The organism is Aliiroseovarius sp. (assembly GCF_965228805.1).
GTDB lineage: Bacteria > Pseudomonadota > Alphaproteobacteria > Rhodobacterales > Rhodobacteraceae > JASBTN01.
The window spans coordinates 845122-871168 of record NZ_CBDDIE010000003.1; the positions used below are offsets into that span (position 1 = coordinate 845122).

Annotated in this window: 26 protein-coding genes and 1 tRNA gene; 13 read left to right on the forward strand and 14 right to left on the reverse strand. The window is 63.5% G+C overall.

The genetic code is table 11. The annotated features are described in order from the left end of the window. Nucleotides 1–27: 27 nt before the first annotated feature. Nucleotides 28–474: an NUDIX hydrolase gene (locus ACO07D_RS05330; RefSeq protein WP_421701916.1), complete on the reverse strand. Its 447-nt coding sequence runs from the start codon at nucleotides 472–474 to the stop codon at nucleotides 28–30. Between the two features lie 34 nt (nucleotides 475–508). On the opposite strand from ACO07D_RS05330, the gene ACO07D_RS05335 reads away from it, so the two are divergent. Both ACO07D_RS05335 and ACO07D_RS05340 read left to right on the forward strand, forming a co-directional pair. Next, nucleotides 509–1762, forward strand: a complete 1254-nt coding sequence (locus ACO07D_RS05335; protein ID WP_421704991.1) for a DNA polymerase IV — start codon at nucleotides 509–511, stop codon at nucleotides 1760–1762. Between the two features lie 133 nt (nucleotides 1763–1895). Continuing rightward, complete coding sequence (locus ACO07D_RS05340) at nucleotides 1896–2282, forward strand: CZB domain-containing protein (RefSeq protein WP_421701917.1); 387 nt, start codon at nucleotides 1896–1898, stop codon at nucleotides 2280–2282. 3 nt (nucleotides 2283–2285) lie between these two features. On the opposite strand, the gene ACO07D_RS05345 is transcribed toward ACO07D_RS05340, so the two are convergent. Continuing rightward, nucleotides 2286–3149 carry an N-formylglutamate amidohydrolase gene (locus tag ACO07D_RS05345; protein WP_421701918.1) on the reverse strand — a complete coding sequence of 288 codons (864 nt, stop codon included), beginning with the start codon at nucleotides 3147–3149 and terminating at the stop codon, nucleotides 2286–2288. Nucleotides 3150–3306: 157 nt separating this feature from the next. On the opposite strand from ACO07D_RS05345, the gene ACO07D_RS05350 reads away from it, so the two are divergent. Both ACO07D_RS05350 and ykgO read left to right on the forward strand, forming a co-directional pair. Then, a tRNA-Val gene (locus ACO07D_RS05350) sits at nucleotides 3307–3381 on the forward strand. 67 nt (nucleotides 3382–3448) lie between these two features. Then, complete coding sequence (gene ykgO / locus ACO07D_RS05355) at nucleotides 3449–3574, forward strand: type B 50S ribosomal protein L36 (protein WP_005850168.1); 126 nt, start codon at nucleotides 3449–3451, stop codon at nucleotides 3572–3574. A gap of 89 nt (nucleotides 3575–3663) precedes the next feature. Here ykgO and ACO07D_RS05360 read toward each other — a convergent pair whose 3' ends face one another. The 3 genes from ACO07D_RS05360 to ACO07D_RS05370 form a co-directional block, all read right to left on the reverse strand. Then, the gene (locus tag ACO07D_RS05360) at nucleotides 3664–4260 is read right to left on the reverse strand and encodes a L,D-transpeptidase (protein ID WP_421701919.1); all 597 of its coding nucleotides are present in this window, start codon (nucleotides 4258–4260) and stop codon (nucleotides 3664–3666) included. A 92-nt stretch (nucleotides 4261–4352) separates the two neighbouring features. Further along, complete coding sequence (locus tag ACO07D_RS05365; protein ID WP_421701920.1) at nucleotides 4353–5132, reverse strand: hypothetical protein; 780 nt, start codon at nucleotides 5130–5132, stop codon at nucleotides 4353–4355. 111 nt (nucleotides 5133–5243) lie between these two features. Next, nucleotides 5244–6461 (reverse strand): phenylacetate--CoA ligase family protein, encoded by a 1218-nt coding sequence (locus ACO07D_RS05370; RefSeq protein WP_421701921.1) that lies wholly within the window; start codon nucleotides 6459–6461, stop codon nucleotides 5244–5246. 130 nt (nucleotides 6462–6591) lie between these two features. On the opposite strand from ACO07D_RS05370, the gene ACO07D_RS05375 reads away from it, so the two are divergent. Next, entirely contained in the window at nucleotides 6592–7380 is a 789-nt protein-coding gene (locus ACO07D_RS05375) for a hypothetical protein (RefSeq protein ID WP_421701922.1), read from the forward strand. 89 nt (nucleotides 7381–7469) lie between these two features. Here ACO07D_RS05375 and ACO07D_RS05380 read toward each other — a convergent pair whose 3' ends face one another. The 6 genes from ACO07D_RS05380 to ACO07D_RS05405 all read right to left on the reverse strand — a co-directional run bounded on the left by ACO07D_RS05380 (nucleotide 7470) and on the right by ACO07D_RS05405 (nucleotide 14841). Then, a complete protein-coding gene (locus tag ACO07D_RS05380) occupies nucleotides 7470–8294 on the reverse strand; it encodes an ABC transporter ATP-binding protein (RefSeq protein ID WP_421701923.1) in 825 nt (274 codons plus the stop codon). A gap of 75 nt (nucleotides 8295–8369) precedes the next feature. Then, nucleotides 8370–9656 carry an ABC transporter substrate-binding protein gene (locus ACO07D_RS05385; RefSeq protein WP_421701924.1) on the reverse strand — a complete coding sequence of 429 codons (1287 nt, stop codon included), beginning with the start codon at nucleotides 9654–9656 and terminating at the stop codon, nucleotides 8370–8372. A gap of 82 nt (nucleotides 9657–9738) precedes the next feature. Then, nucleotides 9739–10815 carry a branched-chain amino acid ABC transporter permease gene (locus tag ACO07D_RS05390; protein ID WP_421701925.1) on the reverse strand — a complete coding sequence of 359 codons (1077 nt, stop codon included), beginning with the start codon at nucleotides 10813–10815 and terminating at the stop codon, nucleotides 9739–9741. A gap of 3 nt (nucleotides 10816–10818) precedes the next feature. Next, nucleotides 10819–11817 (reverse strand): branched-chain amino acid ABC transporter permease, encoded by a 999-nt coding sequence (locus ACO07D_RS05395; RefSeq protein ID WP_421701926.1) that lies wholly within the window; start codon nucleotides 11815–11817, stop codon nucleotides 10819–10821. Nucleotides 11818–11830: 13 nt separating this feature from the next. Beyond that, a complete protein-coding gene (locus ACO07D_RS05400; RefSeq protein ID WP_421704992.1) occupies nucleotides 11831–12643 on the reverse strand; it encodes an ABC transporter ATP-binding protein in 813 nt (270 codons plus the stop codon). Nucleotides 12644–12681: 38 nt separating this feature from the next. Then, a complete protein-coding gene (locus ACO07D_RS05405; RefSeq protein ID WP_421701927.1) occupies nucleotides 12682–14841 on the reverse strand; it encodes an AMP-binding protein in 2160 nt (719 codons plus the stop codon). A gap of 202 nt (nucleotides 14842–15043) precedes the next feature. Here ACO07D_RS05405 and ACO07D_RS05410 point away from each other — a divergent pair, with 202 nt between their 5' ends. The 5 genes from ACO07D_RS05410 (at nucleotide 15044) to ACO07D_RS05430 (ending at nucleotide 18752) form a co-directional block, all read left to right on the forward strand. Then, entirely contained in the window at nucleotides 15044–16963 is a 1920-nt protein-coding gene (locus tag ACO07D_RS05410; protein WP_421701928.1) for a PAS-domain containing protein, read from the forward strand. Beyond that, nucleotides 16960–17661 (forward strand): response regulator transcription factor, encoded by a 702-nt coding sequence (locus tag ACO07D_RS05415; protein ID WP_421701929.1) that lies wholly within the window; start codon nucleotides 16960–16962, stop codon nucleotides 17659–17661. The genes ACO07D_RS05410 and ACO07D_RS05415 overlap by 4 nt, the downstream gene beginning before the upstream one ends. Before the next feature lie 64 nt (nucleotides 17662–17725). Further along, nucleotides 17726–18124: an MAPEG family protein gene (locus ACO07D_RS05420; RefSeq protein WP_421701930.1), complete on the forward strand. Its 399-nt coding sequence runs from the start codon at nucleotides 17726–17728 to the stop codon at nucleotides 18122–18124. Next, the gene (locus tag ACO07D_RS05425) at nucleotides 18124–18285 is read left to right on the forward strand and encodes a hypothetical protein (RefSeq protein WP_421701931.1); all 162 of its coding nucleotides are present in this window, start codon (nucleotides 18124–18126) and stop codon (nucleotides 18283–18285) included. The genes ACO07D_RS05420 and ACO07D_RS05425 overlap by 1 nt, the downstream gene beginning before the upstream one ends. Before the next feature lie 110 nt (nucleotides 18286–18395). Next, nucleotides 18396–18752, forward strand: coding sequence for a VOC family protein (locus ACO07D_RS05430; RefSeq protein ID WP_421701932.1), 357 nt, complete (start codon nucleotides 18396–18398; stop codon nucleotides 18750–18752). A gap of 45 nt (nucleotides 18753–18797) precedes the next feature. On the opposite strand, the gene ACO07D_RS05435 is transcribed toward ACO07D_RS05430, so the two are convergent. The 3 genes from ACO07D_RS05435 to ACO07D_RS05445 all read right to left on the reverse strand — a co-directional run bounded on the left by ACO07D_RS05435 (nucleotide 18798) and on the right by ACO07D_RS05445 (nucleotide 23558). After that, nucleotides 18798–19304, reverse strand: coding sequence for a pentapeptide repeat-containing protein (locus ACO07D_RS05435; RefSeq protein ID WP_421701933.1), 507 nt, complete (start codon nucleotides 19302–19304; stop codon nucleotides 18798–18800). Between the two features lie 204 nt (nucleotides 19305–19508). Further along, entirely contained in the window at nucleotides 19509–22274 is a 2766-nt protein-coding gene (gene fdhF, locus ACO07D_RS05440; RefSeq protein ID WP_421701934.1) for a formate dehydrogenase subunit alpha, read from the reverse strand. A gap of 102 nt (nucleotides 22275–22376) precedes the next feature. Further along, nucleotides 22377–23558 carry a leucine-rich repeat domain-containing protein gene (locus ACO07D_RS05445; protein ID WP_421701935.1) on the reverse strand — a complete coding sequence of 394 codons (1182 nt, stop codon included), beginning with the start codon at nucleotides 23556–23558 and terminating at the stop codon, nucleotides 22377–22379. A gap of 154 nt (nucleotides 23559–23712) precedes the next feature. Between ACO07D_RS05445 and ACO07D_RS05450 the strand changes: the two genes are divergently transcribed. From ACO07D_RS05450 to ACO07D_RS05460, 3 genes are read left to right on the forward strand one after another with little or no spacing between them, the layout of a single operon-like run. Beyond that, nucleotides 23713–24363, forward strand: a complete 651-nt coding sequence (locus ACO07D_RS05450) for a histidine phosphatase family protein (RefSeq protein ID WP_421701936.1) — start codon at nucleotides 23713–23715, stop codon at nucleotides 24361–24363. A gap of 10 nt (nucleotides 24364–24373) precedes the next feature. Then, on the forward strand, nucleotides 24374–24988 hold the full coding sequence (locus tag ACO07D_RS05455; protein WP_421701937.1) for a glutathione S-transferase family protein: 615 nt from the start codon (nucleotides 24374–24376) through the stop codon (nucleotides 24986–24988). Between the two features lie 8 nt (nucleotides 24989–24996). Continuing rightward, nucleotides 24997–26046 (forward strand): saccharopine dehydrogenase, encoded by a 1050-nt coding sequence (locus tag ACO07D_RS05460; protein ID WP_421701938.1) that lies wholly within the window; start codon nucleotides 24997–24999, stop codon nucleotides 26044–26046. The last annotated feature ends 1 nt before the right edge of the window (nucleotide 26047 follow it).

Consider the following 26047-nt stretch of genomic DNA (forward strand, 5'->3'; position numbering starts at 1 on the left):
GGTTTCAATGGTCCAGATATGGGGCAGTCAGCCCTTGTTTTCAAGCGCTTGCGTGATGCCTGCCAGAGCTTCGCGCACGCGGGCGGGAAAGTGGGGCACCACCTTGTCATGGTCCAGCCAGATGTCAGGGTCCATCAGCGCCCAGCGCTGCCCTTCATTGCCGAAGCGAATTTGCCCCTCGACCCCAGCTGGCAGGCGGGCCGCGAACCAGGCGGAGCATGTGCCGGGCACGGTCGGGCTATGGAACCATCGGCGCCAGGCCAGGGCATCCGCGGTCAGATGCAGACCGAATTCCTCACGGGTTTCACGCAGCACGCAGGCCTCGGCGCTTTCCGCACCTTCGCGCCCGCCACCGGGCAGGTCCCAATGGTCGGGATAGGGAATGTCAGGTCGGTCATCGCGCAGCAGTGTCAGCAGCCTGTCACCAATCAGACAGACCAGCTTGGCACCGCTGAAATCCGGTTCGTTGCCCATGGCTCCCTCCACTGTCCGGATGTATATTCGTCCCATGCCCGCGCTGTGTCGAGACTGTTTGACCACCTTCGAGGGAGGACGGCGTTGCCCCTCCTGCCGGTCTCCGCGTGTCTTGTCGCATCCCGAGCTGTTTTCCCTGAAGGTCGCGCATATGGATTGCGACGCCTTCTATGCGAGCGTTGAGAAGCGCGACAATCCCGAGCTGATGGACAAGCCGGTAATCATCGGCGGCGGCAAACGCGGGGTGGTGTCGACCGCCTGTTACGTAGCACGGATTCGCGGGGTGCGGTCTGCCATGCCGATGTTCCAGGCGCTGAAGCTCTGCCCCGACGCGGTGGTGATCAAGCCGCGGGGCAGCCACTACGCCGCCGTGTCGAAACAGATCCGCGCGCTGATGGACGAGCTGACCCCCGCGATCGAACCCCTGTCGCTGGACGAGGCCTTTCTGGACATGACCGGGACCGAGAAATTGCACGGCCACCCGCCTGCGGTGATGCTGGCGCGGCTGGTGAAACGCATGGAGGACGAGTTGGGCCTGTCTGGCTCCATCGGCCTGTCCCACAACAAGTTCCTGGCCAAGATCGCCTCGGACCTCGACAAGCCGCGCGGATTCTCGATCATCGGTAAGGCCGAGACGGCCGCGTTTCTGCACGACAAGCCGGTGCGGCTGATCTGGGGCGTGGGTCCAGCGGCGCAGGCCAGCCTGGACAAGGCAGGGATTCGCACCTTTACCGACCTTCTGAGATGGGAGAAACGCGACCTGCATGACCGCTTCGGCTCGATGGGGGACCGGCTGTGGAATCTCGCGCGCGGTCAGGATCATCGTCGGGTCTCGGCCCATGCGCCGATGAAGTCGATCTCGAACGAAACCACGTTTTTCGAGGACACTTCGGACCCTGACATTTTGGACGGTCACCTCTGGCGCCTGTCGGAAAAGGTCGCGGATCGGGCCAAGGCCAAGGGATCCGCCGGGCGGGTGGTCACGGTGAAGCTGAAACGCGCGAACCATTCCGCGCTGAGCCGCCGGGTTAGCCTGCCGGACCTGACGCAAAGCGCCGACCGCATCTATCGCACCGCACGCGAACTGTTTGCTACGGTGGCGAATGAAGGCCCGTTCCGCCTGATCGGCGTGGGGATCAGTGATTTGGGCTCGGCCGAGGCAGCGGACAGCGCGGGCGACCTTCTGGATCCGCAGGCGGCACAGCGGCGCGCGGCGGAAAAGGCCACGGACGCGATCCGCGCGCGGTTTGGTGACGGGGCGATCCTCAAGGGGCGGGCCATCCTCTAAACCCCAGATTGAAAACGCGAATTGCGCTTGGCGGGCAACGAAATTTTCAGACATTCGCATAAGTCTGTTTCCTGGCCCGCAGGTTTGCACAACCGCGTCATTGCGGGTTTTGGGACAAACAAGGGACATCCGTATGGACAAGACCAAGCTGAAAAATGAAATCCAGTCCGCCGTCGCCGCGCATGGCGCCTGGAAGCTGAAATTGACCACCACGATCAACCGGGGCCATAGCGAAACGCCCCTGGAAGACATCGGCTGCGACAACAAATGTGCCTTCGGCAAATGGCTCTACGGGCCCGAGATCGACGATGCCACCAAGGCGGGCAAGCCCTACCAGGTGACCAAGCGCCTGCATGCGGAATTTCACCGGGCCGCCCATGAAGTCGCCGCGCTGGCGCTTGCTGGCCAGAAAAGCGAGGCCTTTCGCCTGATGGACGGGGACTATCGCGCCAAGTCGGACAAGCTGCAGCGGGCGCTGAACAAATGGCGGGGCGAGGTTGTCGCCGAGATCGAGCCCTGAGCCCTATTCGGCCGCCAGGGGCAGCTCCGGCCGACCCATCTCGGCCAGTTCCGCCATGATCGTGGTCAGCTGGCGCTGCAGGTTGTTGAAATTGCCGTTCGGGCGGATGAAGCCTTCGTTCATGTAAAGCGCGCGGTCGATCTCGATCTGCACCACATGCTGGCCCCGCGCCGGGCGACCGTAATGCTGCGCCATATAGGCCCCGGCAAAGGGCGCGTTGCGGGCCACCGCGAACCCGGCGGCAACAAACGCCGCTTCGACCCGGTCAACGATCCCTGACGCCGCCGAGGCGCCGAACCGGTCGCCGAGCACAATTTCAGGTCGCGATTTGCCGCGGCGGCTGAGGCTTTCGATCGCCTCATGCGGCATCGAATGGCAATCAAACAGGATCGCCTGGCCGAACAGGCGGCGGCTTTCCTCCAACAAGCGGGTGAGACGGTCGTGGTACGGGTGCCAGACCTCGGTCAGTCGCGCCTGCGCATCGCCCAGGGTCATCTTGCCGCGATAGATTGCCCGCCCCCCGGCCACCACACGGGGAATCACGCCCAGCCCGGAGGCCACGCGCGGGTTGTGGCCCGGGCGTTTCGGCACGCCGCGAATCAGGGCAGGGTCCAACTCCTCGGCCCCACGGTTCAGATCGACATAGGCGCGCGGTGCATTGGCGGACAGCAAGGGCGCGCCATGTTCCGGAGCCGCGGCAAAAAGCTGATCGACGAAAGCGTCCTCGGAGGACCGAATCGTATGGTCATCCAGCACAGATGCCTTCAGAAAGGCACGCGAATAGTCCCGCCCGCTATGGGGCGAGGCGAACACCACACCGGTGGTGCGGATACGGGGCATCTTCAGGCTAAAGGGCGTGTTTGGCATGCATCTTCCTTCACCCCCATATAAAAGCAAAATTTCCTGCATCAAAAGCCCTTGAACCCGGCGGCGACTCCTTTTATAGACCCTCAAACCGGCGCGGGTCAGTCCCGCGTCGCGTTGTTTGGGCCCGGGCCGCATACCGGGTTCAGTCAGAAATTCCGGGCGATTAGCTCAGCGGTAGAGCACTTCGTTGACATCGAAGGGGTCACTGGTTCGATCCCAGTATCGCCCACCATGAACCGTCGGAGAGATCCGGCAAACGGCAACAAGGCGCATGCGCGCCGGGAAAAGGAGAAGGGCACATGAAAGTCCGCAACTCGCTCCGCTCGCTGAAGAACCGGCATCGCGACTGCCGCGTGGTGCGCCGTAAAGGCCGCGTCTACGTGATCAACAAGACGCAGCGCCGCTTCAAGGCCCGTCAGGGTTAAGATAGCCGAGCTTATGAAAAAGGCCCGCTGGGGAAACCCGGCGGGTCTTTTCTTTTGTCTGTATGCAACTTGCCGTGCGCGCGGGCGGCTTACAGAAGCCGTACCTGTGTGCCGATCTTCACCAGCGCATAAAGCTCCTCGACGTGGCTGTTGTAGAGCCCGATACAGCCGGACGAGCTTTGCCGCCCGATCTTGCGCGTGTCATGGGTGCCGTGCACCAGATAGGCGGGCCAGGTCAGGTACATGGCGCGTGTGCCCAGCGGATTTCCGGGGTCACCGCCCTCCATGCGGATCGGCAGGTTCGGAAACTCCTCACGCATTGAGGCGGTCGGCGTCCAGCTGGGGTTTTCCCGTTTGCGCACCACCTCGGTATAACCGCGTTTGGTCAGCTCCTCGCTGCGCGGGATTGATGAAGGGTAGAGGCGGTAGGTCTGCTCATCTCCGCCCCAGTAATGCACTGCCCTGCTGGTGATATCCGCCAACAGGCAGCCCACGCCTAGTGTCTCGAAATGGTCCTGCCAGTTCTGCGTCCGGAAGGACGAGATATTGCGCCGCGCGATCTCGGGCGCGGCGAGTGGCTGGGCGGCCGTGTCAACAGGCGCGGTCTGGGCGCGCAAGGCCGTGGCGCTCAGGGCGCCCCCAGCGGTGATCAGCAGGCTACGGCGGGTCAGTTCGGACTTGGACACGGGCGGCTCTCCAACACGGGGTTTTCGCCCAAATGGCCCCGCGCCCGTGCTGTTTCAATGCACAAAGCCGTGAAAGAGGCCCGTGCGGCGGATCACCGCCCGAGAAGCCTGCCGATCAGCCCCCTGCCCCGGCGCGCGCGCCAGTCCTCCAGCGCGGCCTCGGACTGCGGCATCAGGCAGTCGATGTTCAGCGTTTTCAGCTTTGGCAGGGTGCGGCCCGCCAGGAAGTCCTCGGGCAGGTCATAGAGGAAGTCCCGCTCGCCTTCGTCCAGTTCAAAATCCGCCTCTGCCAGACGCGGGAGGTCCGAGGTCAGGAAGGCAGTTACGGTATCGGGATCAATCGGCCCACCCGACACACCGATCTCATCCGCCCAGAGCGCGAGCTTTTCCAGCCGTTTGTGCGTGACCGGTTTTGACAAAATCGCTTGGCCGTAGAGCGACAACTCCCGCAGGGAGGGACAGGTAGCCAGCGCATCATCCACCGCCCCAAGCTTGCCGTAGTAGCTGTGACCGTTGAACAGTTTCTCCATGTCGCCCAGCGCCAGCACCTCCAACGCCGGGTACGCACCGGTGCTGAAAGCGGCAATGGCGGGCGCGAAGTCATAGGGCGGGTTGTGGCCCTGGGCGTAGTCATGGGACGTGCCGATGGACATGCGCTTGACCGTGGCCGCATAGGGCGAGGCGGCGAAGCGTTCGATCAGGGCCACCTGTTCGGACGCCTCAAGAAAGGAAATCGCCTCGATATGGGTGCCCAGCATGCCGGTCGCCTCCCGGCCCGTTGCCTTGTCCACGCCCAGCCCAACCAGCACCCGGTCGCCCTTCTGCGAAAACTTGTGCAGCCCGTAGCGGATCAAATCATTCTGAAAAGACATGCCCGCAGGGTGCACGAGAAAGACCCCGCAGCGCAATGCCACAGGGCCTTTCCGGGGAGGAAACCCCAACACGCGACCGCAAGGCGGGTTGGCCGCGCGTTAACGAACGCGTCAGTCGTAGCTGCGCGTATCCTCGATGACCTTGCCGTCATTGGGCAGCGAGCCCGGCGCGACCAGCTCGACCTTGGCCTTCAGCTTCAGGCTCTCGATGATCGAGGCGCCATAGGCGGCGGCGTCGGTCTTGTTGGTCTCGATCTTGACCAGCATCACGTCGCTTTCGCCTTCACGGGCGGCGATGACCCGGGCCTTCGCCACGTCCTCGTGTTTGGCGACGAAGGCCGCGACCTGTTCGGGGCGCACAAACATGCCCTTGATCTTGGTGGTCTGGTCGGCGCGGCCCATCCAGCCCTTGATACGCATGTTGGTACGGCCACAGGGGCTGGTCCCCGCCATGACGGCGGACAGGTCGCCGGTGGCAAAGCGAATGAGCGGGTAGTCGGGGTTCAGCGTGGTCACCACGACCTCGCCCACCTCGCCCGGCGCGACCGGATCGCCGGTGCCGGGGCGCACGATCTCGACGATCACGCCCTCGTCCGCGATCATACCCTCCATCGCCGGGCTCTCATAGGCGATGTTGCCCAGGTCGGCGGTGGCATAGCTTTGCAGGCAGGTGATGCCGCGGTCGGCATATTCCTGGCGCAGCGAGGGGAACAGGGCGCCCCCGCCCACGGCGGCCTTGGTGATTTTCAGTTTCACGCCTTCCGCATCGGCGCGGTCCAGGATCACCTTCAGGTAATCGGGCGTGCCCGCATAGGCCGTGGTGCCGATATCGGCGGCGGCGCGCACTTGCAGCTCGGTCTGGCCGACGCCTGCGGGCACCACAGCAGCCCCCACCGCGCGCGCGCCATTTTCAAAGATCATGCCAGCAGGCGTCAGGTGATAGCCGAAACAGTTCTGCACAATGTCACCCTCGCCGATGCCGCAGGCGTTCAGGAACCGCCCCATGCGCCACCAATCATGATCCGCCCCACCAGGTTCATAGATCGGACCGGGCGACTGGAAGATATGGGCAAACTTGTGCGCGGGCAGCGCGGCATAGCCGCCCAGCGGGCCATCCGCCGCCTGGGCTTTGCCGATTTCCGACTTGCGCAGCACCGGCAGGGCTGCCAGCGCCTCGGCCGAGGTCACCGTCGCAGGATCGACATCCGCCAGAGAACCATAGCCCGACAGCGCCTTGGCGCGGGCGATCTGGTCGGGCAGGGCGCTGGCCAGGGCGGCGGCGCGCTCATCCGCCGAACGGGTTTCCAGAGCGTCGAAATACTCAGACATGACAGTGACCCTTCCTGCTGGGGGTGCTGCGGAGCCTTTCGGCGGGGGAAACCCGGCCATGCACCGCATGCAATTGTATACTGGGGGTTGTGTGGGCTATATTCCGCGGCAACGCAGAAGGGACCACGCGATGACAATCGATTTGGCCAACCGCATTCGCTTTGATGAGACCACCGAAACGGTGGAGCTTGATTTCTCGAACCTGTTCCTGGGTTCGGGCGCCGAGGTGAACGCACTCTACGATCAGATCGAGGCCCAGCTTGCCGCCAGCGACTGGGACAAGTGGTTCGTGCTTCTGAACGTCACCGACCTGCGCGTGGACAGCTTTGCCTGGGTGACCCAGAGCCGTCGCGGCAAGGCGCTGACCAAGAAATACTCGATGGGCACGGTCAAGCTGGACGACAGCGACATGACCCGGGACGAGCTGGCGCGCACGGCGGGCACGGAAGCGTTCAACCCGAACCTCTTTGCCTCCCGCGAGGCGGCGCTGGCGCGCATTGCCCAGCTCCCGTCCCTGCGCCTGCCCAAACTCGACCGCACGCCGCAATACGACGCGGCGCAGGTCGCCACGCGCTTGCGGCTGGACGAGGCGGCCCGCGTGGCCGAGATCGACCTGAGCGGGTTGAGCCTGCGCCATTCCGGTGACGTGAACGTGGTCTATGACACGCTCTCCGCGCTGCTGGCCGAGACCGGCCGCAAGTGGTTCTTCCTGATCAATACCGAGGGGCTCAGCGTCGAGCAGACCGCCTGGCTGAGCCAATCGCGCGCCGCCAAACGGCTGCGCCTGGGCTTCAGCCTGGGCCAGGTGCGCTACGGTGAAGCCGCGTTGGAAAACGACCAGGTCGTCGCCATCCACCCGCTGCATTCCCGCGCCGAGGCGGTCGCCGAGCTGGACGCGCTGCGCGCCCAGGTGGCCTGAGACGTCGCCTGACATCTGGCCTGACGGCAGACACACCCCGCCCGGCGACGTGCCGAAACACGCCCTGATATGACCGGTTTTCGGGGTCATTACGACAGCCAACGCTTCCGGCGGCGGTAGGAGCGCACGTCGCGGAAGCTCTTGCGACCCTCGTCCGACATGCCCAGGTAGAATTCCTTCACATCCGGGTTTTCGCGCAGTTCCTGGGCGGGGCCGTCCATCACCACGCGACCCGATTCCAGGATATAGCCATAGTGGGCATAGCGCAGTGCGACGTTGGTGTTCTGTTCGGCCAGAAGGAAGGTCACACCCTCGTTCTCATTCACCGATTTCACGATCTCGAAGATCTGTTCCACCAACTGCGGGGCCAGACCCATCGAGGGTTCGTCCAGCAGCACCGTTTCCGGGCGGCTCATCAAAGCGCGGCCCATCGCGACCATCTGCTGTTCCCCGCCCGAGGTATAGCCCGCCTGCGATTTGCGGCGTTCCTTGAGGCGCGGGAAGTAGTGGTAGACCATTTCAAGGTCCTTGGCGATCTCGGCGCGCCCATCCTTGCGGGTGTAGGCACCGGTCAGCAGGTTTTCCTCGACGGTCAGGTGTTCGAAACAATGGCGGCCTTCCATCACCTGGATCACGCCGCGTTCCACCAGGGCCGAGGGGCTCTGCGCTGCAACGTTTTCACCGCGGTACTCGATCGTGCCCTTGGTGACTTCGCCGCGTTCGGAATGCAGCAGGTTGGAAATGGCCTTGAGCGTGGTGGTCTTACCCGCCCCGTTGCCGCCCAGAAGCGCGGTGATACCGCCCTTGGGCACCGACAGGCTCACGCCCTTCAACACGAGGATCACGTGATTGTAGATCACCTCGATATTGTTGACCTCCAGAAGGGTCTCTTCGGTCTTACCGGCGTCCAGCATGTTGGTCGTCCTGTAGTAATTCGTTGAGGGGTGTCCGGGCCCGAAGGCCCGAACGTGTCTTTCACAGGCAGATGCTTACTGGCACTGGCCCGCGATGTTGTTCTCGGCGGCGTAGGCGGCCGAATCTTCGTCGATCAGCGGCTGGATCACATCCATGTCCGACCCGCCGAAATCCGAGATCAGCGACCATTTTCCAGCCGAAGCGTCCCACTGCTGGATCGCACCGGTGCCCGGACCGCCGTGGTTGGCACAGCTGACTTCGAACGAGGGGCCAAAGCCGCCCATGCCCAGTTCGGCCATGCGTTCATCGGTGATCTGCAGCGCTTCCATGCCGTCGCGCATCATCGCCGGGGTGATGTCCGCGGTGCCGTGGATTTCCTGCGCCTTGCGGGCAGCTTCCGCCATCAGCATGGCGGCATAGACGCCACGGTTGTAGATCGCCTTGCCGATGTTGTCGCCGGCGCCGGCAGCCTTGCCGCTGTCCACGACGTATTTCTGGATGTCGGCAAAGACCGGGTAATCCGAACCCACACCGTGGAAGGTCACGGCCTTGTAGCCCTGCGCCTTGGCGCCGGCCGGGGTCACGTCATGGTCACCACCCGACCACCACACGCCGATGAAGTTCTCCATCGGGAAGCGGATGTTGGCGGCTTCCTGGATCGCGACCTGGTTCATCACGCCCCAGCCCCACATCAGGACATAGTCGGGCTTTTCGCGGCGGATCTGCAGCCACTGCGACTTCTGTTCCTGACCCGGGTGGTCAACCGGGATCGCGGTGAACTTGAACCCGTGCTTTTCGGCCAGGCCTTCCAGCGTGCGGATCGGTTCCTTGCCGTAGGCGGAGTTGTGGAACACCAGCGCGATCGACTTGCCGCTCAGGTCACCACCGTTGATTTCCAGCAGGTGGTTCACCGCCAGCGAGGCGCCGTTCCAGTAGTTGGCCGGGAAGTTGAACACGTGGCTGAACACGTTGCCGTTCGCAGCCGAGGTACGGCCGTAGCCCGGGGTGTAGAGCGGGATGTTATCCGCGGTCACCTTGGGGATCAGCTGGTAGGTGATACCGGTCGACAGCGGGTTGTAGACCAGCGCACCTTCGCCCTTGGTCGACTCGTAGCATTCAACGCCCTTCTCGGTGTTGTAGCCGGTTTCGCATTCGATCACGTTGACCGGAACGCCACCGATGCCACCGTCACGCTCGTTCAGCAGCGTGAAATAGTCGGCATAACCGTCGGCGTAGGGGATGCCACCGGCGGCATAGGGGCCAGTGCGATAGCTGAGCGAGGGGAACACCAGGTCCGCCATCGCCGGGGCGCCGACCATCATGGTAGCGACGGCTACCGTTGCGAGTTTCTTCAATTTCATTTTTGCTTTCCTCCCTAGGTTTGCAAATTTTCCGCGCCCGACCTCCACCGGGTCGCGAACTCGGGTAGTGGCGCCTGCCCGCTTAGTGCGGGAAGGGCCACAATCTCAGTTTCTCCTTGGTCAGGCGCCACAGCTGCGCCAGCCCGTGCGGCTCGAGGATCAGGAAGACGATGATCAGACCGCCGACGATGATGAACTCCAGGTGGGCCGCCAGGTCTGTGGGCCAGCCCAGGCCACCCACCAGCGTGTTCTTCAGAAGCACCGGCAGGAGGACCATGAAGGCCGCGCCGGCGAAGCTGCCGAAGATCGAGCCCAGGCCGCCGATGATGATCATGAACAGGATCAGGAACGACTTCTGGATGCCGAAGGCTTCACCGACTTCCGCCGCGCCCAGGTAGACCGAGAAGAACAGCGCACCGGCGATGCCGACGAAGAACGAGCTGACCGCAAAGGCCGTCAGCTTGGCCATCAGCGGGTTCACCCCGATGATCTCGGCGGCGATGTCCATGTCGCGAATGCCCATCCACTTGCGCCCGGTCATGCCGCGCGTCAGGTTGCGCGCAATCCAGGCCACGAACACCAGGAACACCAGGCAGATCAGATATTTGGCCCAGGCTTCGGTGTTGGGACCGGTGACGATGATACCGAACACGGTGCGTTCCGGCGCGTTGATCTGACCCGAGGCCGAATAGTTGTAGAACCACGGCACCTTGTTGAACAGCCAGACCAGAAAGAACTGAGCGGCCAGGGTGGCCACGGCCAGGTAGAACCCCTTGATCCGCAGCGACGGCAGGCCGAAGGCGACCCCGACCATGGCGGTGATCCCACCGGCCAGCAGCACATGGATCACGATCGAGATCTCGGGGAAGGCGACCATCAGCTTGTAGCAGGCATAGGCCCCCACCGCCATGAATCCGCCCGTGCCCAGGCTGACCTGCCCGGCGTAACCGGTCAGGATGTTCAGCCCCAGCGCGGCAATCGCGTAGATGAAGAACGGTGCGAAGACCGAGTTCACCCAGTAGTCGTTCACGAAGAACGGGATCACCAGGAAGGCGACGGCGATGGCAGTCCAGTATCCGGCACGATCCAGGCGGATCGGAAAGGTCTGGTTGTCCTCGCGATAGGACGTTTTGAAGTCTCCAGCTTCACGGTAGAACATGTATCAGACCCTCTCGATGATCTTTTCGCCGAACAGGCCCTGCGGCCGGAACACGAGGAAGAGAAGCGCCAGCATATAGGCGAACCAGTTTTCAGTAGCACCGCCCAGGAAGGGCGCACCGATGGCAAACTCGAACAGTTTCTCGCCCACACCGATGATCAGGCCGCCGACGATGGCGCCGGGGATCGAGGTAAAGCCACCCAGCATCAGAACCGGCAGGGCTTTCAGCGCGATCAGGGACAGCGAGAACTGAACACCCGACTTGGCGCCCCACATGATGCCCGCGACCAGGGCCACGAAACCGGCCAGCGACCAGACCAGAACCCAGATGAAGCGCAGCGAGATGCCGACCGACAGGGCGGCCTGGTGGTCATCGGCCACGGCGCGCATGGCGCGGCCCTGTTTGGTGTATTGCGAGAACGCCACCAGCGAGGCCACCAGGACAACCGCGACCAGGGCCGCAACAATGTCCAGTTGGTCGATGAAGAAGCCATAGAAGTCATCGCCGCCCAGCCAGGCCGTATTTTCTTCGATCCAGAATGAACCGCCCTGCGGCAGGCCGACGTCGAGGGTCTTGATTTCCGAGCCCCACATGATGTCGCCGAAACCTTCCATGAAATAGGCCAGACCGATGGTCGCCATGAACAGGATGATATCCGGCTGACCGACCAGGTGGTGCAGGATGTATTTCTCGACAATCCAGGCGAATAGCACCATGACGCAGGCGGTCAGCAGGATCGCCAGAACCGCCGGCACATGCCAGCCGAAATGGTGGATTTCCGTGCCCAGCACCGCGTTGATCAGGTGGGCAAAGGGCACCTGGCCCTTCTGGATGCCGACCAGGGTCATCGCCGCGAACAGCGCCATGACGCCCTGGGCGTAGTTGAAAATGCCGGACGCCTTGAAGATCAGGACGAAACCCAGCGCGACAAGCGCATAGAGCACCCCGGCCATCAGACCGTTCAGGGTGACCTCTATCGCGTAAAGAAGTTGTGTAGGCATGTCTTCCCCCGCCTCAATCGTGCGCCACGCCAAGATAGGCGTCGATCACATCCTGGTTGTTGCGCACCTCGTCCGGCGTGCCGTCCCCGATTTTCTTGCCGTAATCCATCACGACCACACGGTCGGACAGGTCCATGACCACGCCCATGTCGTGTTCGATCAGGGCGATGGTGGTGCCGAATTCGTCATTCACGTCGAGGATGAAGCGGCTCATGTCCTCTTTCTCTTCGACGTTCATGCCAGCCATCGGTTCGTCGAGCAGAAGCAGCGACGGTTCGGCGGCGAGCGCCCGGGCCAGTTCCACGCGTTTCTTCAACCCGTAGGGCAGGCGACCGACCGGCGTCTTGCGGATGTGCTGGATCTCGAGGAAGTCGATCACCTTCTCGACCTTCTCGCGGTTTTCCAGCTCTTCGCGCTCGGCTTTGCCCCACCACATGGCCTGCTGAAACATGTTGGTTTTCATGTAGTTCAGGCGACCGGTCATGATGTTGTCCAGAACGGACATGCCGTCGAACAGGGCGATGTTCTGGAAGGTCCGGGCCAAGCCCTGCTGCGCCACCTGGTAAGGTTTCATCGGCGGGCGTTTCGCACCACGGAACCAAACCTCGCCTTCCTGCGGCTTGTAGAAGCCCGAGATGACGTTCAGCATCGAGGACTTACCGGCGCCGTTCGGGCCGATGATCGCGCGGATCTCGCCTTCGCGGATGTCGAAGGAGATATCCTTGATCGCGACCACACCGCCAAAGCGCAGGGTAATGTTCTTGAGGTCCATCACCACGCCGCCAATGGTGCGGCCATCCTCGGTGACATAGCTGTCCGGGCTCATGGCCGGGTTTGCATCGGTGCTCATGTTCACTGCATCCATCATTCCGCGGCCATCCCCTGTTTGCTGTCCACCACCGCGGCATCGCGGATATCCAGCGTGGCCTTGATCGCGCCCTTGCGGCCGTCCTCATAGGTCACTTCGGTTTCGATGAACTGTTCCGATTTGCCGGTGTAGAGCGCGTCGATCAGCGGCGAATACTTGTCCTCGACCACCACGCGGCGCACCTTGCGGGTCCGGGTCATTTCGCCGTCATCCGCGTCCAGTTCCTTGTGCAGGACCAGGAAGCGGTGGATCTGGCAGCCCGACAGCATCTCGTCCTCGGCCACCGACTTGTTGACGGTCTCCACATGCTCCTGGATCGTCTCCAGCACCCGCGGATGGCCCGCCAGTTCCTGGTAGGAAGCATAGGCGATGTTGTTGCGTTCGGCCCAGTTGCCGACGGCGGTCAGGTCGATGTTGATGAAGGCCGTGCACATGTCGCGGCCATTGCCGAAGACCACCGCTTCCAGGATGTCCGGGTAGAACTTCAGTTTGTTTTCAACGTACTTGGGCGCGAACATCCGGCCATCGGCCATCTTGCCCACGTCCTTGGCGCGGTCGATGATGCGCAGGTGCCCGGTCTTCTTGTCGAAGAAGCCCGCGTCACCGGTCGCCACCCAGCCTTCCTCATCCTTGGTGGATTTGGTCGAGTCCGGGTTGTTGTAATACTCGACGAAGGTGCCGGGGGAGCGATAGAAGATCTCGCCATTCTCGGCGATGTTGATCTCGACCCCCGGGGCGGGCACGCCGACCGTGTCATTGCGCACTTCGCCATCCGGCTGCACGGTGATGAACACGGTGGCCTCGGTCTGACCATAGAGCTGTTTCAGGTTGATCCCCAGCGAGCGGTAGAACTCGAAGATCTCGGGGCCGATCGCTTCACCGGCAGTGTAACCCACCCGGATGCGGCCAAAGCCCAGCGTGTCCTTCAAGGGGCCGTAGACCAGCACGTTGCCCATGCGATACTTGAAGTAATCGCGCAGGTTGCCGCGATAGAGGTTCAGAAGGATCGGGTCCTTCGCCTTGAAGTGATTGCGCACGTTCTTGCCGTGGCGCAGCTTGGCAAAGCCCAGGCGCACGGCGTTTTCGACGATGGTCTCCATCGCGAAACCGATGCCCATGGCATATTTCCACGCGGTCTTTACCCGGCGTTTCATGTCCGGCTTGGCCAGGCGGCGCTTCGGCATGCCGTATTTCTCGCCGATCCCGCCCTTCGCGAACTCCATGAAGTGGTGGAAGATCGCGTATTTCAGATCGCCCGAGTCATTCATGCGGATCATGACGTTGGTCAGCTGCGTTTCGAACACGCGCGGCGGGGCGAAGTAGTAGGTCGGCCCGATCTCGCGCAGGTCGGTCATCATCGTGTCCGCGCTTTCCGGGCAGTTCACGCAGAAGCCGCACCACATGGCCTGACCCAGCGAGAAGATGAAGTCGCCCACCCAAGCCATCGGCAGATAGGCCAGGATGTCCTCACCAGGCGACAGGGCGTCGAACTCGGACGAGTTCTTTGCGCTTTCGATGATGTTGCGGTTCGACAGGACCACGCCCTTGGGCTTGCCGGTGGTGCCCGAGGTATAGAGCATCACGCAGGTGCTGTCGTAATCCAGCTCGGCCTCACGTTCGGCCATCTCGCCTTCCAGGCGGTGGTGGGCAACGCGGCCTTCCTCCTGGATGTCGTGATACCAGTTCAGGTGGCTGTGGTCGTATTTGCGCATGCCGCGCTTGTCGTAATAGACGACATGTTCGATGTGGTGGATCTTGTCCTGGACCTCGATCACCTTGTCGACCTGTTCCTGGTCACCACAGATGACGAAACGCGCGCCGCAATGTTCCAGCACGTATTCCATCTCGTCGACGACGGCATCCTGATACAGCGGCACCGGCACGGCCCCGCATTTCTGTGCGGCGACCATGGCCCAGTAATGGGCCGGGCGGTTGCGGCCGATGATGGCGACGTGGTCGCCCTTGTTGATGCCCAAAGCCATAAGACCCAGCGCGAGGTTCTGGATTTCCTCGGCCGCCTCGGCCCAGGTCCAGCTCTGCCAGATCCCGAATTCTTTTTCGCGGTAAGCCGGGCGGTTCCCGAATTCCTTCACATTCCGGGCAAGCAATGCCGGAATGGAAGCAAACGCGCCTGCGGCGGCTAGTTCTTGTGCCAAATTGTCCTCCCACCGTCGGTCTGTCCGACGTTCATGACTGCGCGAGCCGTTTTGCCCAGCAGCCTGACCACAAAAAATTTCAGGTGCAAAGGTTTCCGCAGTTTTTCCCAATCCTAACGAATTGTTACGGACGCTGCGGCAGTCGCGCGAACCCTTTAACTCAAGGGCTTCGAGTGTTAGCGAGAGAGGGGAGGACAGGCCCATGCCACGCAAATCTTACGACACGCCCGCCCTGACCCAGGCCGGTCTGAACCTGATCCAGCAGGCCCTGTCGATCTATGATTCGGATTTGAAGCTGGCGGTGTCAAATCGCAAGTTCGCCGAGATGTTCACCCTGCCCGCCCGCCTGACCACGCCGGGCGCGGATTTTGCAGAAACGATCCGCTTCCTGGTCGATCGCGGCGAATATGGCGAGGTGCTGGACCCCGACGGGTTCGTGCAGAGCCGGGTTGAACAGGCCCTGGCGTTTGAGCCGCATTACGTCGAACGGACCCGCGCCAATGGCCGCATGATCTCGATCGAAGGCAGCCCGCTGCCCCAAGGCGGCTGGGTCACGGTCTATACCGACATTACCCAGGTCAAACGGCAGGAGACGCTCTTGCGTGCCCGATCCGAAGAGCTGTCGGACCAGGTGCTGACTCATTCCGAGGAGCTGGCCCAGACCAACCGCGCGCTGGCCGCCGCCAACGCGCAGTTGGAGGAAACCAAGCGCCAGCTGACCGAGATGGAAAGCCGCACCCGCCTGACCGCCGAGATGATGCCCGCCCATATCGCGCGTATCGACACGGATCAGTATTACACCTTCTCGAACCGGCGGCTGGGGTCTGTCATGCCGGGGCGGCCGTCGAACCTGCTGGGGCTGCACGCCTCCGAGGCGCTGGGGGAAGAGGCCTATGGCCGAATTGCCCCCTATTTCCAACGTGCCTTTGCCGGAGAACCCTCGGTGTTCGAGTTTACCCACGAAGGCTCCGGCCGTCGCATCCGGGTCGCTCTGACTCCGGATCTGGATGAGGGCGAGATCACCGGCGTCTATATCCTGTCGATGGATGTCACAGAAGAAGCCCAGGCCCGCGCCGCGCTGAACCAGACCCGCAAACGCGAGCTGGCGGCGCAGATGACCAATGGCATGGCGCATGATTTCTCGAACCTACTGACCATCATCCTGGGGCTGCAATCGCGCCTGTCCGGCATGGAACTGACTGGGGACGCGCGCGAACTGGTGGACGCCACCCATGCTGCCGTGCGTAGGGGCGGCACTCTTTTGGACCGGATCGCGTCGATCTCCGGGCATCGCGAAATGCGCTTCGAGGCAACCGACATACCCGAGCTTCTGCGTGGACTTGAAGCGCTGGCCGGCCCCACCCTGCCCGAAGGTATTGCCCTGGACATCACGCTGGAGGGGCTGGACGAACCGGTGCTGATGGACGCCGGATCGGTTCAAGACGCGCTTCTGAACCTGATCATCAACGCGACCCACGCGATCGGCTCCGCTGGGGGCACGATCTGGCTGACCGTGCGCGCGATCCGTGAAACCTGGATCGAGTTCCGCGTGACCGACACCGGCCCGGGTTTCTCGCCCGAGGCACTGGAACACGCGCTGGACCCGTTCTTCACCACCAAGGGCGGGGATGGCTCCGGCCTTGGGCTGGCGATGGTCTACGACCAGGCCAAGCTGGCGGGTGGCCAGGTCAAGATCATGAACGGTGACTGCGGCGGCGCTGTGGTGTCGATGCGCCTGCCCCTGCGCGCCGCACAGGCACCAATGGCCCCGCGCCTTGTGCTGCTGGTCGAAGACAACCCCGACATTCGCGAGGCAGTGCGCGAGATGCTGATCGTCATGGGTCACCAGGTGGTCGAAGCGGCTTCGACCGAGGAAGCCGAAGCGCTGGTGGGGCTCGACGGGCTGGGTCTGATCCTGTCCGACATCGTGCTGGAAGGGGACGAGACCGGCCCCGACTTCCTGCGCCGACAGCTGGACGCGGGCCTGTCGATCCCCGCGCTCCTGATGACCTCGCTGCCGCCCGATGATACCCGCCGCGCCACCGCGCCGGTGCCGGTGTTGCCCAAACCCTTTACCCAGGCCGAGCTTTGCGCCTTTTTGTCCCAGGAGGTTTCCCCATGACCCAACCCTTGGTTGCCATTCTGGACGACGAACCGGAAATCCGCCGCATGCTGTCGGGCGCCCTGGAGGACGCTGGCTTTCGCACCGCCAGCTTCGCCCGCGCGACCGAGTTCGAGGCGGCGCTGGCCTCCATGTCCCCCGATGTTTGCCTGGTCGACCTGGGCCTGCCGGACCGCGACGGGCTCACGCTCGTGCACCGGCTGGCTTTGGAATCAGGCGCCTCGATCATCATCATCTCGGGTCGCGCGCAGGTGCAGGATCGGGTGACGGGACTGGAGCTGGGCGCCGATGACTACATCATCAAACCGTTTGAACCGGCCGAGGTGGTCGCCCGTGTGCGCGCGCGCCTGCGGTCGGCCAAACCCGGCCCGCAGGCGTCCAACACCGCGCGCTTTGCCGGGTGGACCGCCCATTTCGACCGTTACGTGCTGGAGGACGAAAAGGGCGAGGAGGTGACGTTCTCCCACGCTGAAGGCGAGGTGCTGCGCCTGTTCCTGGACGCGCCCAAGCGGCTGATTTCCCGCGCGCAGATGCAGGAAAGCCTGGGCGGAGTGGCCGGCGAAAGCTTCGACCGCGCGATGGATGTGCGCATCTCGCGCCTGCGCACGAAACTGCGCGAAGATCCGAAAAATCCCCGCCTGATCAAGACGATCTATGGGGCCGGGTACATCTTTCTGGGTGACGTGCGCTGGGGCTGATCCCGCGCGTGCATTCGGGGAAACCTGCCGTCTGTGCTATCCTCCACCACAGGAGGAGCGAACGATGGACAAACTGCAATTCTATACCGCCCTGACCGCGCTGTGGGTGGCGCTGTCCTGGGTGCCCTACATTCTTGACCGCATTGCCACCCGGGGCCTGATGGGGGCGCTGGCGAATTACGACCCGAACGCGCGGCCACAATCGGCCTGGGCCCAACGCGCCATGCGCGCGCATCGGGTCAATGTCGAGGCCTTTGTGGCCTTCGCCCCCTTGGCCGTCATGGCGATGATCCTGATCCCCGAGGACCCCTACCCGGGCCTCTTGGCCTCGACCTTCTTCGTCGGCATCGTTGCGCATTACGTGATCTACTGCGCGGGGATCGTCGTGCTCAGAACCCTGGCCTTCGCCGTTGCCGCCCTGTCAACTGCGGGCCTCGCCCTGCGCGTGCTGGGCGCGATCTGATGGACCCGGTTGCGCTAGGATTCTACGCGGTGATCTGCGGGCTGTTGAGCCTGGCCGCGCCGAGCCTGGGCCGCCCCTTCCTGCGCTTGGGTATCGGCGCGTTGGTCGGGATCATTGCGGCTGCGGTGCTGCCGATGCTGAAGTCGGCGATGGGGCTCTAACGGCCCTCTGCTGACGCATCCTGTCACCAGTGACAGCGGCGTGATCTAGCGCGGTGCCCGAGAACAAGGATAGGCGGGCTACAACCGAAAACAGTCCGGGGTCTCGCATCATGAAACTGAACTACGTCGTGCTCGGCACGAATGACATGGCGGCAGCGACCGCCTTCTACGCCGCGCTTTTCGACGGGACCGGGTTGAACCATGTCCCGGCGTCGGATCGCATGACCTATTGGCTGGGTGAGGATTTCGCCTTTGCCCTGGCGATCCCGTTCGATCAGAACCCGGCCACCAACGGCAACGGGACCATGGTGGGCTTCGCGGTCGGATCTGCGGACGAGGTCAAACGGCTTCACGCAAAGGCCATCGCCCTTGGCGGCAGTTGCGCGGGCGAGCCCGGCCAGCGCGAACCCAAGTTTTCCGCCTATGTGCGGGACCTGGACCGCAACAAACTCTGCTTCTCCGACTGAGGCCGACTGCGCCCGGACAGGCCGGGCACAGTCAGATCCCGAGCATTACTTGCACTCGCCGATGGAGCCCTCGCCGCAGGTGCGACCATCGGTCCAGGTGGCACCGACCAGATTGGCTTCGATCAGGATTGCATCAGTCATCTTGGCACCCAGCAGGTTCGCACCGCGCAGGTCGGCATCCAGCAGGTTCACGCCGGTCAGGTTCGCCATCGTCAGGTCTGCGCCCTGCAGGTTGACCGCGTGCATGTGCGCGCCGGTCAGGTCGGCCAACATCAGGTTGGCATCGGCCAGATTGGTCATGTGCAGGATGGCGCGTGTCAGGGTGGCACGCGACAGGTTCGCGCGATCCAGCCGCATCGTGGTCATCGAGGCATCGGTCATATCCACACCGGACATGTCCGCATCCATGCGGATCGCGCCCGCGCATTGCGCTTCCGGCACATAATCGCAGACGCCGTTGTAGTCACGGTCGTTGGTGGTTTCCTCCGACCAGGCCAGAGCGGTGCCGGTGGTCGCCACCGCCAGAACGGCGGCGCACAAAGAAAGGCTCATGGGGGGTAGTTTCAGCATCTTGTCCATTGTCATCGCGTCTCTCCGATCAGTCTCAAGGGATCATTGAGCCTTGCATGCAGCCCCCGCGCCGAACCTAACCGAGATCAAGTGCCGCAGGGCAGAATGCCACATTCCCACAAAGAAAACGCCCCGCGGAGGTCCGCAGGGCGCTTATCGAATCATCTGTATATTATGGAGTTTTTATTACTCAGCAGCGATTCCCGGCTCGTTCGCCTTCTCGACCCGCACGGCCGAGAACTTCATCTCGGCGATCTTGCCATAGGGGTCCAGCGCCGGGTTGGTCAGCAGGTTTGCCGCCGCCTCGACATAGGCGAAGGGCAGGAAGACCATGTTCTCGGCAATCGCGTAATCGGCCCGCGCCATTACGGTGATCGTGCCACGACGGGTGGTCAGGCGCACCAGGTCGCCCGGCTCCACGCCCATGTCGCGCAGGGTCTTGGGGTTCATCGAACAGTTCGCCTCCGGTTCGATCGCGTCCAGAACCACCGAGCGGCGGGTCATCGAGCCGGTGTGCCAGTGTTCCAGCTGACGGCCGGTGGTCAGCACCATCGGGTATTCGTCATCCGGGGTTTCGGCGGGCGGGATGATCGTGGCGGGGGCAAAACGCGCCCGGCCACCGGCACGCGGGAAGCCGTCACCGAAGACGACCGCCTGACCGGGATCTTCCGGCGACAGCGACGGGTAGGTCACCGCGTTCTGCGCCTCAAGGCGGTCCCAGGTGATGTTCGCCAGCGAGGGCATCGCCTGCTCCATCTCGCCGTAGACGTCACGCGGGTGCTCGTAGGTCCAGTCCAGACCGATGCGCTTGGCCAGCTCGGTGGTGATCCACCAATCCTCCTGCGCCTCGCCCGGGGGCGGTACGGCCGGGCGGCCCATCTGCACGGTGCGGTTGGTGTTGGACACAGTGCCGCGTTTTTCGGCGAAGGCGCCAGCGGGCAGGACCACGTCGGCATAGCTGGCGGTTTCGGTCAGGAAGATGTCCTGGCTGACCAGGAACTCCATGCGTTTCAGCGCCTCGCGCACGTGGTTCACATCCGGGTCGGACATGGCCGGGTTTTCGCCCAGGATGTACATGCCCTTGATCTTGCGGTCATAGACGGCGTCCATGATCTCGACCACGGTCAGGCCCTTGTCGGGAGACAGGTTGTCCGTGCCCCAAAGCGCCTGGTACTTGGCGCGCACCTCGGGGTCGCCGACCGGCTTGTAATCCGGGTAGAACATCGGGATCAGCCCCGCGTCCGACGCGCCCTGCACGTTGTTCTGACCGCGCAGCGGGTGCAGGCCCGTGCCCGGGCGCCCCACGTTGCCGGTCATCAGCGCCAGCGCGATCAGGCAGCGCGAGTTGTCGGTGCCGTGGGTGTGCTGGCTGACGCCCATGCCCCAGAAGATCATGCCGTTCTTGCCCGCCGCAAAGGTGCGGGCCGCAGCACGCAGCTCGTCGGCCGGGATGCCGCAGATCTCCTCCATCGCTTCCGGCGAGAAGGCCTTCAGATGCTCGCGCATCGCCTCCCAGTTCTCGGTGTGCTTTGCGATGTAGTCATCGTCCTGCAGCCCTTCCTCGGCAATCACATGCATGATCGCGTTCAGCATCGACACATCCGCGCCCGGCTTGAACAGCAAGCGGTGGGTGGCGAACCGGCCCATGCCGACGCCGCGCGGATCCATCACGATCAGCTTGCCGCCACGCTTGGTGAACTGCTTGAAATAGGTCGCCGCGACCGGGTGGTTCTCGATCGGGTTCGACCCGATGACGATGGCCACATCGGCGTTCTCGATCTCGTTGAAGCTGGCCGTCACCGCGCCCGATCCGACATTTTCCAGCAGAGCCGACACCGACGAGGCGTGGCACAGGCGGGTGCAGTGGTCGACGTTGTTATGGGCAAAGCCCTGGCGGATGAACTTCTGGAACAGGTAGGCTTCTTCGTTGGTGCATTTGGCCGAGCCGAACCCGGCCACCGCCTCGCCCCCATGGGTGTCGCGCAGACGGGTCAGGCCCGCAGCGGCAACATCCAGCGCCTCTTCCCAGGTCGCTTCGCGGAAATGGGTCAGCGGGTTGGCGGGATCGACGTTCAGACCTTTTTCCGCGCCTTCCTTGCGGATCAGCGGCTTGGTCAGGCGATGCGGGTGGTTGATGTAGTCGAAGCCAAAGCGACCCTTGACGCAGAGGCGCCCTTCGTTGGCCGGGCCGTTGATGCCCTCGACATGCACGACCTTGTCACCCTTGATCTTCATCGAGACCTGACAGCCGACGCCACAGAAGGGGCAGACGCTTTCGACTTCCTTGTCGAAGTCCTGCTTGTCGGCCTGGACCGTGGCGGGCATCAGCGCGCCGGTTGGGCAGGCCTGAACGCATTCGCCACAGGCCACGCAGGTCGAGGCACCCATGTCATCACCCTGGTCGAACACAGGGTAGGCATCGTGGCCGCGCCCCGCCATGCCGATCACGTCATTGACCTGAACCTCTCGACAGGCCCGCACACAGAGGTTGCAGCTGATGCAGGCATCCAGGTTCACGCGCATCGCGACATGGCTGTCGTCCAGCAGGGGAATGCGGCCCTCTTCCAGCTTGGGGAAGCGACTTTCCGTCACGCCCTGCGCCTCGGCCATGTCCCAGAAATGTGACGAGGTATCGTGCGCTTCCTCGCGGGCGGGCTGGTCGGCGACCAGCATCTCCATCACCATCTTGCGCGCGGTCTTGGCGCGGGCGTTGTCGGAGTTGACCACCATGCCCTCGGCTGGCGCCCGCACGCAGGAGGCGGTCAGGGTGCGCTCACCCTCGACTTCGACCATGCAGGCCCGGCAGTTACCGTCCGAGCGATAGCCGACCTGGTCCTTGTGACACAGGTGGGGAATGGTCGTGCCTTCGCGCTTTGCGACCTCCCAAATGGTTTCGCCATCGCGCGCGACAACCTCGCGCCCGTCCAGGGTGAATTTGATTCCGTCCGACATATATGCCTCCGCGTAGTCCGGGCAGTATACACCACGCTGCCCGAACCCGCAGTCTTCCAAAGCCGACAAACCACGCGCTTTTTGCGCCAGACGGCCTTTCGCCTATTCCCCCGGGGGGATGCGGGTGGCGATATAGTCCGGCAATCCGCCCTTGGTCACCATGCGCGCATCGTCGATCCGCATGGCCTCAAGGCTGTCCATTTCCATGAGCGGGGTGAGGTCCGTGGCCCTGGTTTCGTTCAACCACAGCCCCTGAACCGCATCCATATTCGCCAGGGGCGAAAGGTCCGTGGCGGGGATACGCGAAAGGCTGATCTGCTGAACCGACACCAGCCCGGCCAAGGGGGAAAGGTCGGCGATTTGGGTGTCCGAAAGGTCCAGCTGTTTCAACGCGGGAAGGTCAATCAGGGGCGACAGGTCGGTCAGAGGCGTCTCGCGCAGGTCCAACTGCTTGAGCCGCTGCATCCCACTGATCGCCGTCAGGTCCGACACCATACTGCCCCGCAGGTTCAGCCCCTCCAAATTGACCGCCGCCGAGAGGGCCGAGATATCCGTCAAGGCCGACCCCTCAGCCGACAGTCGTCGGAACCCCGGCCCGAAAGGCGCCCCGTCCAGCGAGGTCACCTCGGCACCGTTCAGGGTCAGATGGGTCAGCCCCTTAACTCCGGACAGGCCGGACAGATCGGTCAACCGCGCGCCACGCAGAAACAGGCTGTTCAGGGTCATGCCGGACAGAGGCGACAGGTCCGATACGCCAGTATGCGCCAGGGCCAACTGGCGCAAATCCTGCCAGCCCACCAACCCCTCCAGCCCGGCCACAGGGGTTTCGATCAGCGACAGCCGCTCCAGAGGAGGCAGGACAGCGAGGTTCAAGGGGGCGACTTGCACACGGGACAAAAAGACATCCCGCAGCTCTGTCATCCCACCCAGGGGGGCAAGGTCAGTTGCACCCAACTCTTTCAACGCCAGATGGCGCAGGGGAAGCCCAACCAGAGGGGAGAGACTTTCAACCTCGACCCGCTCCAAAGACAGTTTCTCCAACCCTTTGAGCGTACTGAGCGGGGTCAGGTCCACCGCGCGCCCATCGCCGCGCACATTGACCCAAGTGACCCATTCCAGGGCTTCAATACCGCTCAGATTGGGCGTGTCACCATCCAAACGCACCGTCAGGGAGGTATCATCGCGCTTCTGACATTGTCCCGCAAATTCAACGCATTCCTCCTCTGCAACCGCAGGGTTGGACAAAAACAGGCCGAGTGCCAGAAGGCCGGGAAGAAAACGCATGCGGGGAACTCCGATCAAGGGCGATTTCGCGAAAGCAACACCAGCGCTGGTCCAGTTTCAAGCGAAAGATGAGCCAGTTTCAAATTCTCACCCAAAGCCCCTTTCCTCACTCCACGCGCTCGCCTACCAATGCCGGGCAATACGGAGGCATCCCATGACCACGCTCACCCTGATCCGCCACGGCCAGGCCAATAACACGGCCACGACCGAGGACGGCTATGACCGCTTGTCCGACCTGGGCCGCCAGCAGGCGCGCTGGTTGGGCGAACATATGCGCGCCACGGGGGCCGAGTTCGACAAGGTCTTTACCGGCTCACTGATCCGCCATCAGCAGACCGCCGAAGAATGGGGTGCCGAGGCCTTCACAGTGGACGAGCGCCTGAACGAGGTGCGCTATTTCGACCTGTCCGAACGCATGCACGCGCAATTCGGCATCGCGGTGCCGCGCACGCATGAGGAATTCGTCGATCACCTGCCCCTGACCTTCTCGGCCTGGCAGGAGGGCAAGATCGACGGCGTCTCCGAAACCTTCCACGACTTCCAGACCCGCGTCTCGGACGTGATCCACGACCTCGCCGGGGCGGGCGACAATGTCATCGCCTTTACCTCCGGCGGTTTCATCGGCATGGCGACCCGCGTGGTCATGGGGCTGGATATCGGGCCCTTTACCCGGGCGATCCTGCCGATCATGAACTCTTCCGTGCACAAGATGCGCCTGATGCCCGCCGGGCTGACCCTGACCCAGTTCAACGCGGTGCCTCACCTTGAGAACCCTGCGCGTCACGACGCGCAGACGCATTTCTGAGGAGGCCCCGATGGACCTGTTCTACGCCCCCAACTCAATCTCGGTCGCCACGGCAATCGCACTGGAGGAAGCCGGGATCACCTATACGCCCCGCCTTGTGGACTTCGCCTCCAGTGCACAATCACAACCCGAATACCTGGCCGTGAACCCCAAGGGCCGCGTACCGGCCCTGGTCATTGACGGGCAGATCCTGACCGAAACCGGTGCCCTTCTGGAACATATCGCGACGCTCGCACCTCAGGCCGGGTTGGTGCCAGCCGCCCCCATGGCCGCTTTCCGTATGCGCGAGGTCATGTATTACCTCGCCACCACCATGCATGTGGCCCACGCACACAAGCTGCGCGGCGCCCGTTGGGCCGACAAGCCTGAGAGCCACGCCGACATGACCGCCAAGGTGCCCGAAACCATGTCCGCCTGCTGCACCCATCTGGAAGCCACCTGTGACTTTGCGCCCTTTGTTGTCGCGGGTGGGCTGACATTGGCCGACATCTACCTGTATGTGATCTGCACCTGGCTGCCCGGCGACGGCGTCCGGGTGGAAGAGTTTCCCCGCCTCTGCCGCTTCATCAAAGCGATGGAGGCGCGGGCGTCGATCAAGGCGGTGAAAACCGCGGGAATGTTGTGAGGAATGCTATGACACATCTCTGGGTTCGGGCCGAGCAGCGCCCGAACGAAGACCGCGTGGGCCTGACGCCTGAAGGGGCCAAGGCTTTGATCGACAAGGGGATTCGGGTGACGGTCGAGGAAAGCTCGGTCCGCGCCATCCCGATGCAAGGCTACATCGACGCGGGCTGCGAGGTGGCGACCGAGAACAGCTGGCCCAGCGCCCCTGCGGACGCGATCATCTTCGGCCTGAAGGAGCTGCCCGAAGACGGCAGCCCCCTGCCCCACCGCCACATCATGTTCGGCCACGCCTTCAAGGGACAGCATTCCGGTCGCGCCCTCTTGGAACGCTTCAAGGCCGGGGGTGGCACGCTCTATGACCTGGAATACTTGGTCGACGAAGACGGCCGACGCGTCGCCGCCTTCGGCTATTGGGCGGGTTTCGCGGGTGCCGCGGTGACGCTGAAAACTTGGGCCGCCCAGCAACGCGGCGAGACCTGCCCACCGGTCGGCGCATATCCAGGCAAGGATGCGCTGATCGCCGAGCTGAAGGGCGAGATCGCCGGTTTTGACGCCCCCACCGCCATCGTCATCGGCGCGCTGGGGCGGGTCGGCACCGGCGCTTCGGACCTTTTGACCGAGATGGGCGTGACAGTGACCAAATGGGACATGGCCGAGACCGCCAGCGGCGGGCCGTTTCCGGAAATCCTGGACCATGACCTCTTCATCAACTGCATCCTCGCCCGCCCGGGCACGCCCGTGTTCGTGCCCCGCGACGCCCTGACCGCCGACCGCAAGTTGACCGCCATCGGCGACGTCGCCTGCGACCCGGACAGCGATTACAACCCGATCCCGATCTATGACCGCGCCACCAGCTGGGCCACGCCCGCGCTGCGCGTGGCCGAGGCGCCCGTGCTGGACGTCATGGCGATCGACAACCTGCCCTCCATGCTGCCGGTCGAAAGCTCGATCGACTATGCCGGGCAACTTCTGCCGTCGCTCCTGACCCTCGACGCCCTCACCACAGGGGTCTGGGGCCGGGCCGAAGCGACCTTCAACGAACACATGCAGGGAGTTTGAG

What these genes read in the sequence shown, in the direction of transcription:
- ACO07D_RS05330 (WP_421701916.1), bottom strand. Translation starts at nt 474, where the DNA reads ATGGGCAACGAACCGGATTTCAGCGGTGCCAAGCTGGTCTGTCTGATT.
- ACO07D_RS05335 (WP_421704991.1), top strand. Translation starts at nt 509, where the DNA reads ATGCCCGCGCTGTGTCGAGACTGTTTGACCACCTTCGAGGGAGGACGG.
- ACO07D_RS05340 (WP_421701917.1), top strand. Translation starts at nt 1,896, where the DNA reads ATGGACAAGACCAAGCTGAAAAATGAAATCCAGTCCGCCGTCGCCGCG.
- ACO07D_RS05345 (WP_421701918.1), bottom strand. Translation starts at nt 3,149, where the DNA reads ATGCCAAACACGCCCTTTAGCCTGAAGATGCCCCGTATCCGCACCACC.
- ykgO (WP_005850168.1), top strand. Translation starts at nt 3,449, where the DNA reads ATGAAAGTCCGCAACTCGCTCCGCTCGCTGAAGAACCGGCATCGCGAC.
- ACO07D_RS05365 (WP_421701920.1), bottom strand. Translation starts at nt 5,132, where the DNA reads ATGTCTTTTCAGAATGATTTGATCCGCTACGGGCTGCACAAGTTTTCG.
- ACO07D_RS05370 (WP_421701921.1), bottom strand. Translation starts at nt 6,461, where the DNA reads ATGTCTGAGTATTTCGACGCTCTGGAAACCCGTTCGGCGGATGAGCGC.
- ACO07D_RS05375 (WP_421701922.1), top strand. Translation starts at nt 6,592, where the DNA reads ATGACAATCGATTTGGCCAACCGCATTCGCTTTGATGAGACCACCGAA.
- ACO07D_RS05380 (WP_421701923.1), bottom strand. Translation starts at nt 8,294, where the DNA reads ATGCTGGACGCCGGTAAGACCGAAGAGACCCTTCTGGAGGTCAACAAT.
- ACO07D_RS05385 (WP_421701924.1), bottom strand. Translation starts at nt 9,656, where the DNA reads ATGAAATTGAAGAAACTCGCAACGGTAGCCGTCGCTACCATGATGGTC.
- ACO07D_RS05390 (WP_421701925.1), bottom strand. Translation starts at nt 10,815, where the DNA reads ATGTTCTACCGTGAAGCTGGAGACTTCAAAACGTCCTATCGCGAGGAC.
- ACO07D_RS05395 (WP_421701926.1), bottom strand. Translation starts at nt 11,817, where the DNA reads ATGCCTACACAACTTCTTTACGCGATAGAGGTCACCCTGAACGGTCTG.
- ACO07D_RS05400 (WP_421704992.1), bottom strand. Translation starts at nt 12,643, where the DNA reads ATGAGCCCGGACAGCTATGTCACCGAGGATGGCCGCACCATTGGCGGC.
- ACO07D_RS05410 (WP_421701928.1), top strand. Translation starts at nt 15,044, where the DNA reads ATGCCACGCAAATCTTACGACACGCCCGCCCTGACCCAGGCCGGTCTG.
- ACO07D_RS05415 (WP_421701929.1), top strand. Translation starts at nt 16,960, where the DNA reads ATGACCCAACCCTTGGTTGCCATTCTGGACGACGAACCGGAAATCCGC.
- ACO07D_RS05420 (WP_421701930.1), top strand. Translation starts at nt 17,726, where the DNA reads ATGGACAAACTGCAATTCTATACCGCCCTGACCGCGCTGTGGGTGGCG.
- ACO07D_RS05425 (WP_421701931.1), top strand. Translation starts at nt 18,124, where the DNA reads ATGGACCCGGTTGCGCTAGGATTCTACGCGGTGATCTGCGGGCTGTTG.
- ACO07D_RS05430 (WP_421701932.1), top strand. Translation starts at nt 18,396, where the DNA reads ATGAAACTGAACTACGTCGTGCTCGGCACGAATGACATGGCGGCAGCG.
- ACO07D_RS05435 (WP_421701933.1), bottom strand. Translation starts at nt 19,304, where the DNA reads ATGAGCCTTTCTTTGTGCGCCGCCGTTCTGGCGGTGGCGACCACCGGC.
- fdhF (WP_421701934.1), bottom strand. Translation starts at nt 22,274, where the DNA reads ATGTCGGACGGAATCAAATTCACCCTGGACGGGCGCGAGGTTGTCGCG.
- ACO07D_RS05445 (WP_421701935.1), bottom strand. Translation starts at nt 23,558, where the DNA reads ATGCGTTTTCTTCCCGGCCTTCTGGCACTCGGCCTGTTTTTGTCCAAC.
- ACO07D_RS05450 (WP_421701936.1), top strand. Translation starts at nt 23,713, where the DNA reads ATGACCACGCTCACCCTGATCCGCCACGGCCAGGCCAATAACACGGCC.
- ACO07D_RS05455 (WP_421701937.1), top strand. Translation starts at nt 24,374, where the DNA reads ATGGACCTGTTCTACGCCCCCAACTCAATCTCGGTCGCCACGGCAATC.
- ACO07D_RS05460 (WP_421701938.1), top strand. Translation starts at nt 24,997, where the DNA reads ATGACACATCTCTGGGTTCGGGCCGAGCAGCGCCCGAACGAAGACCGC.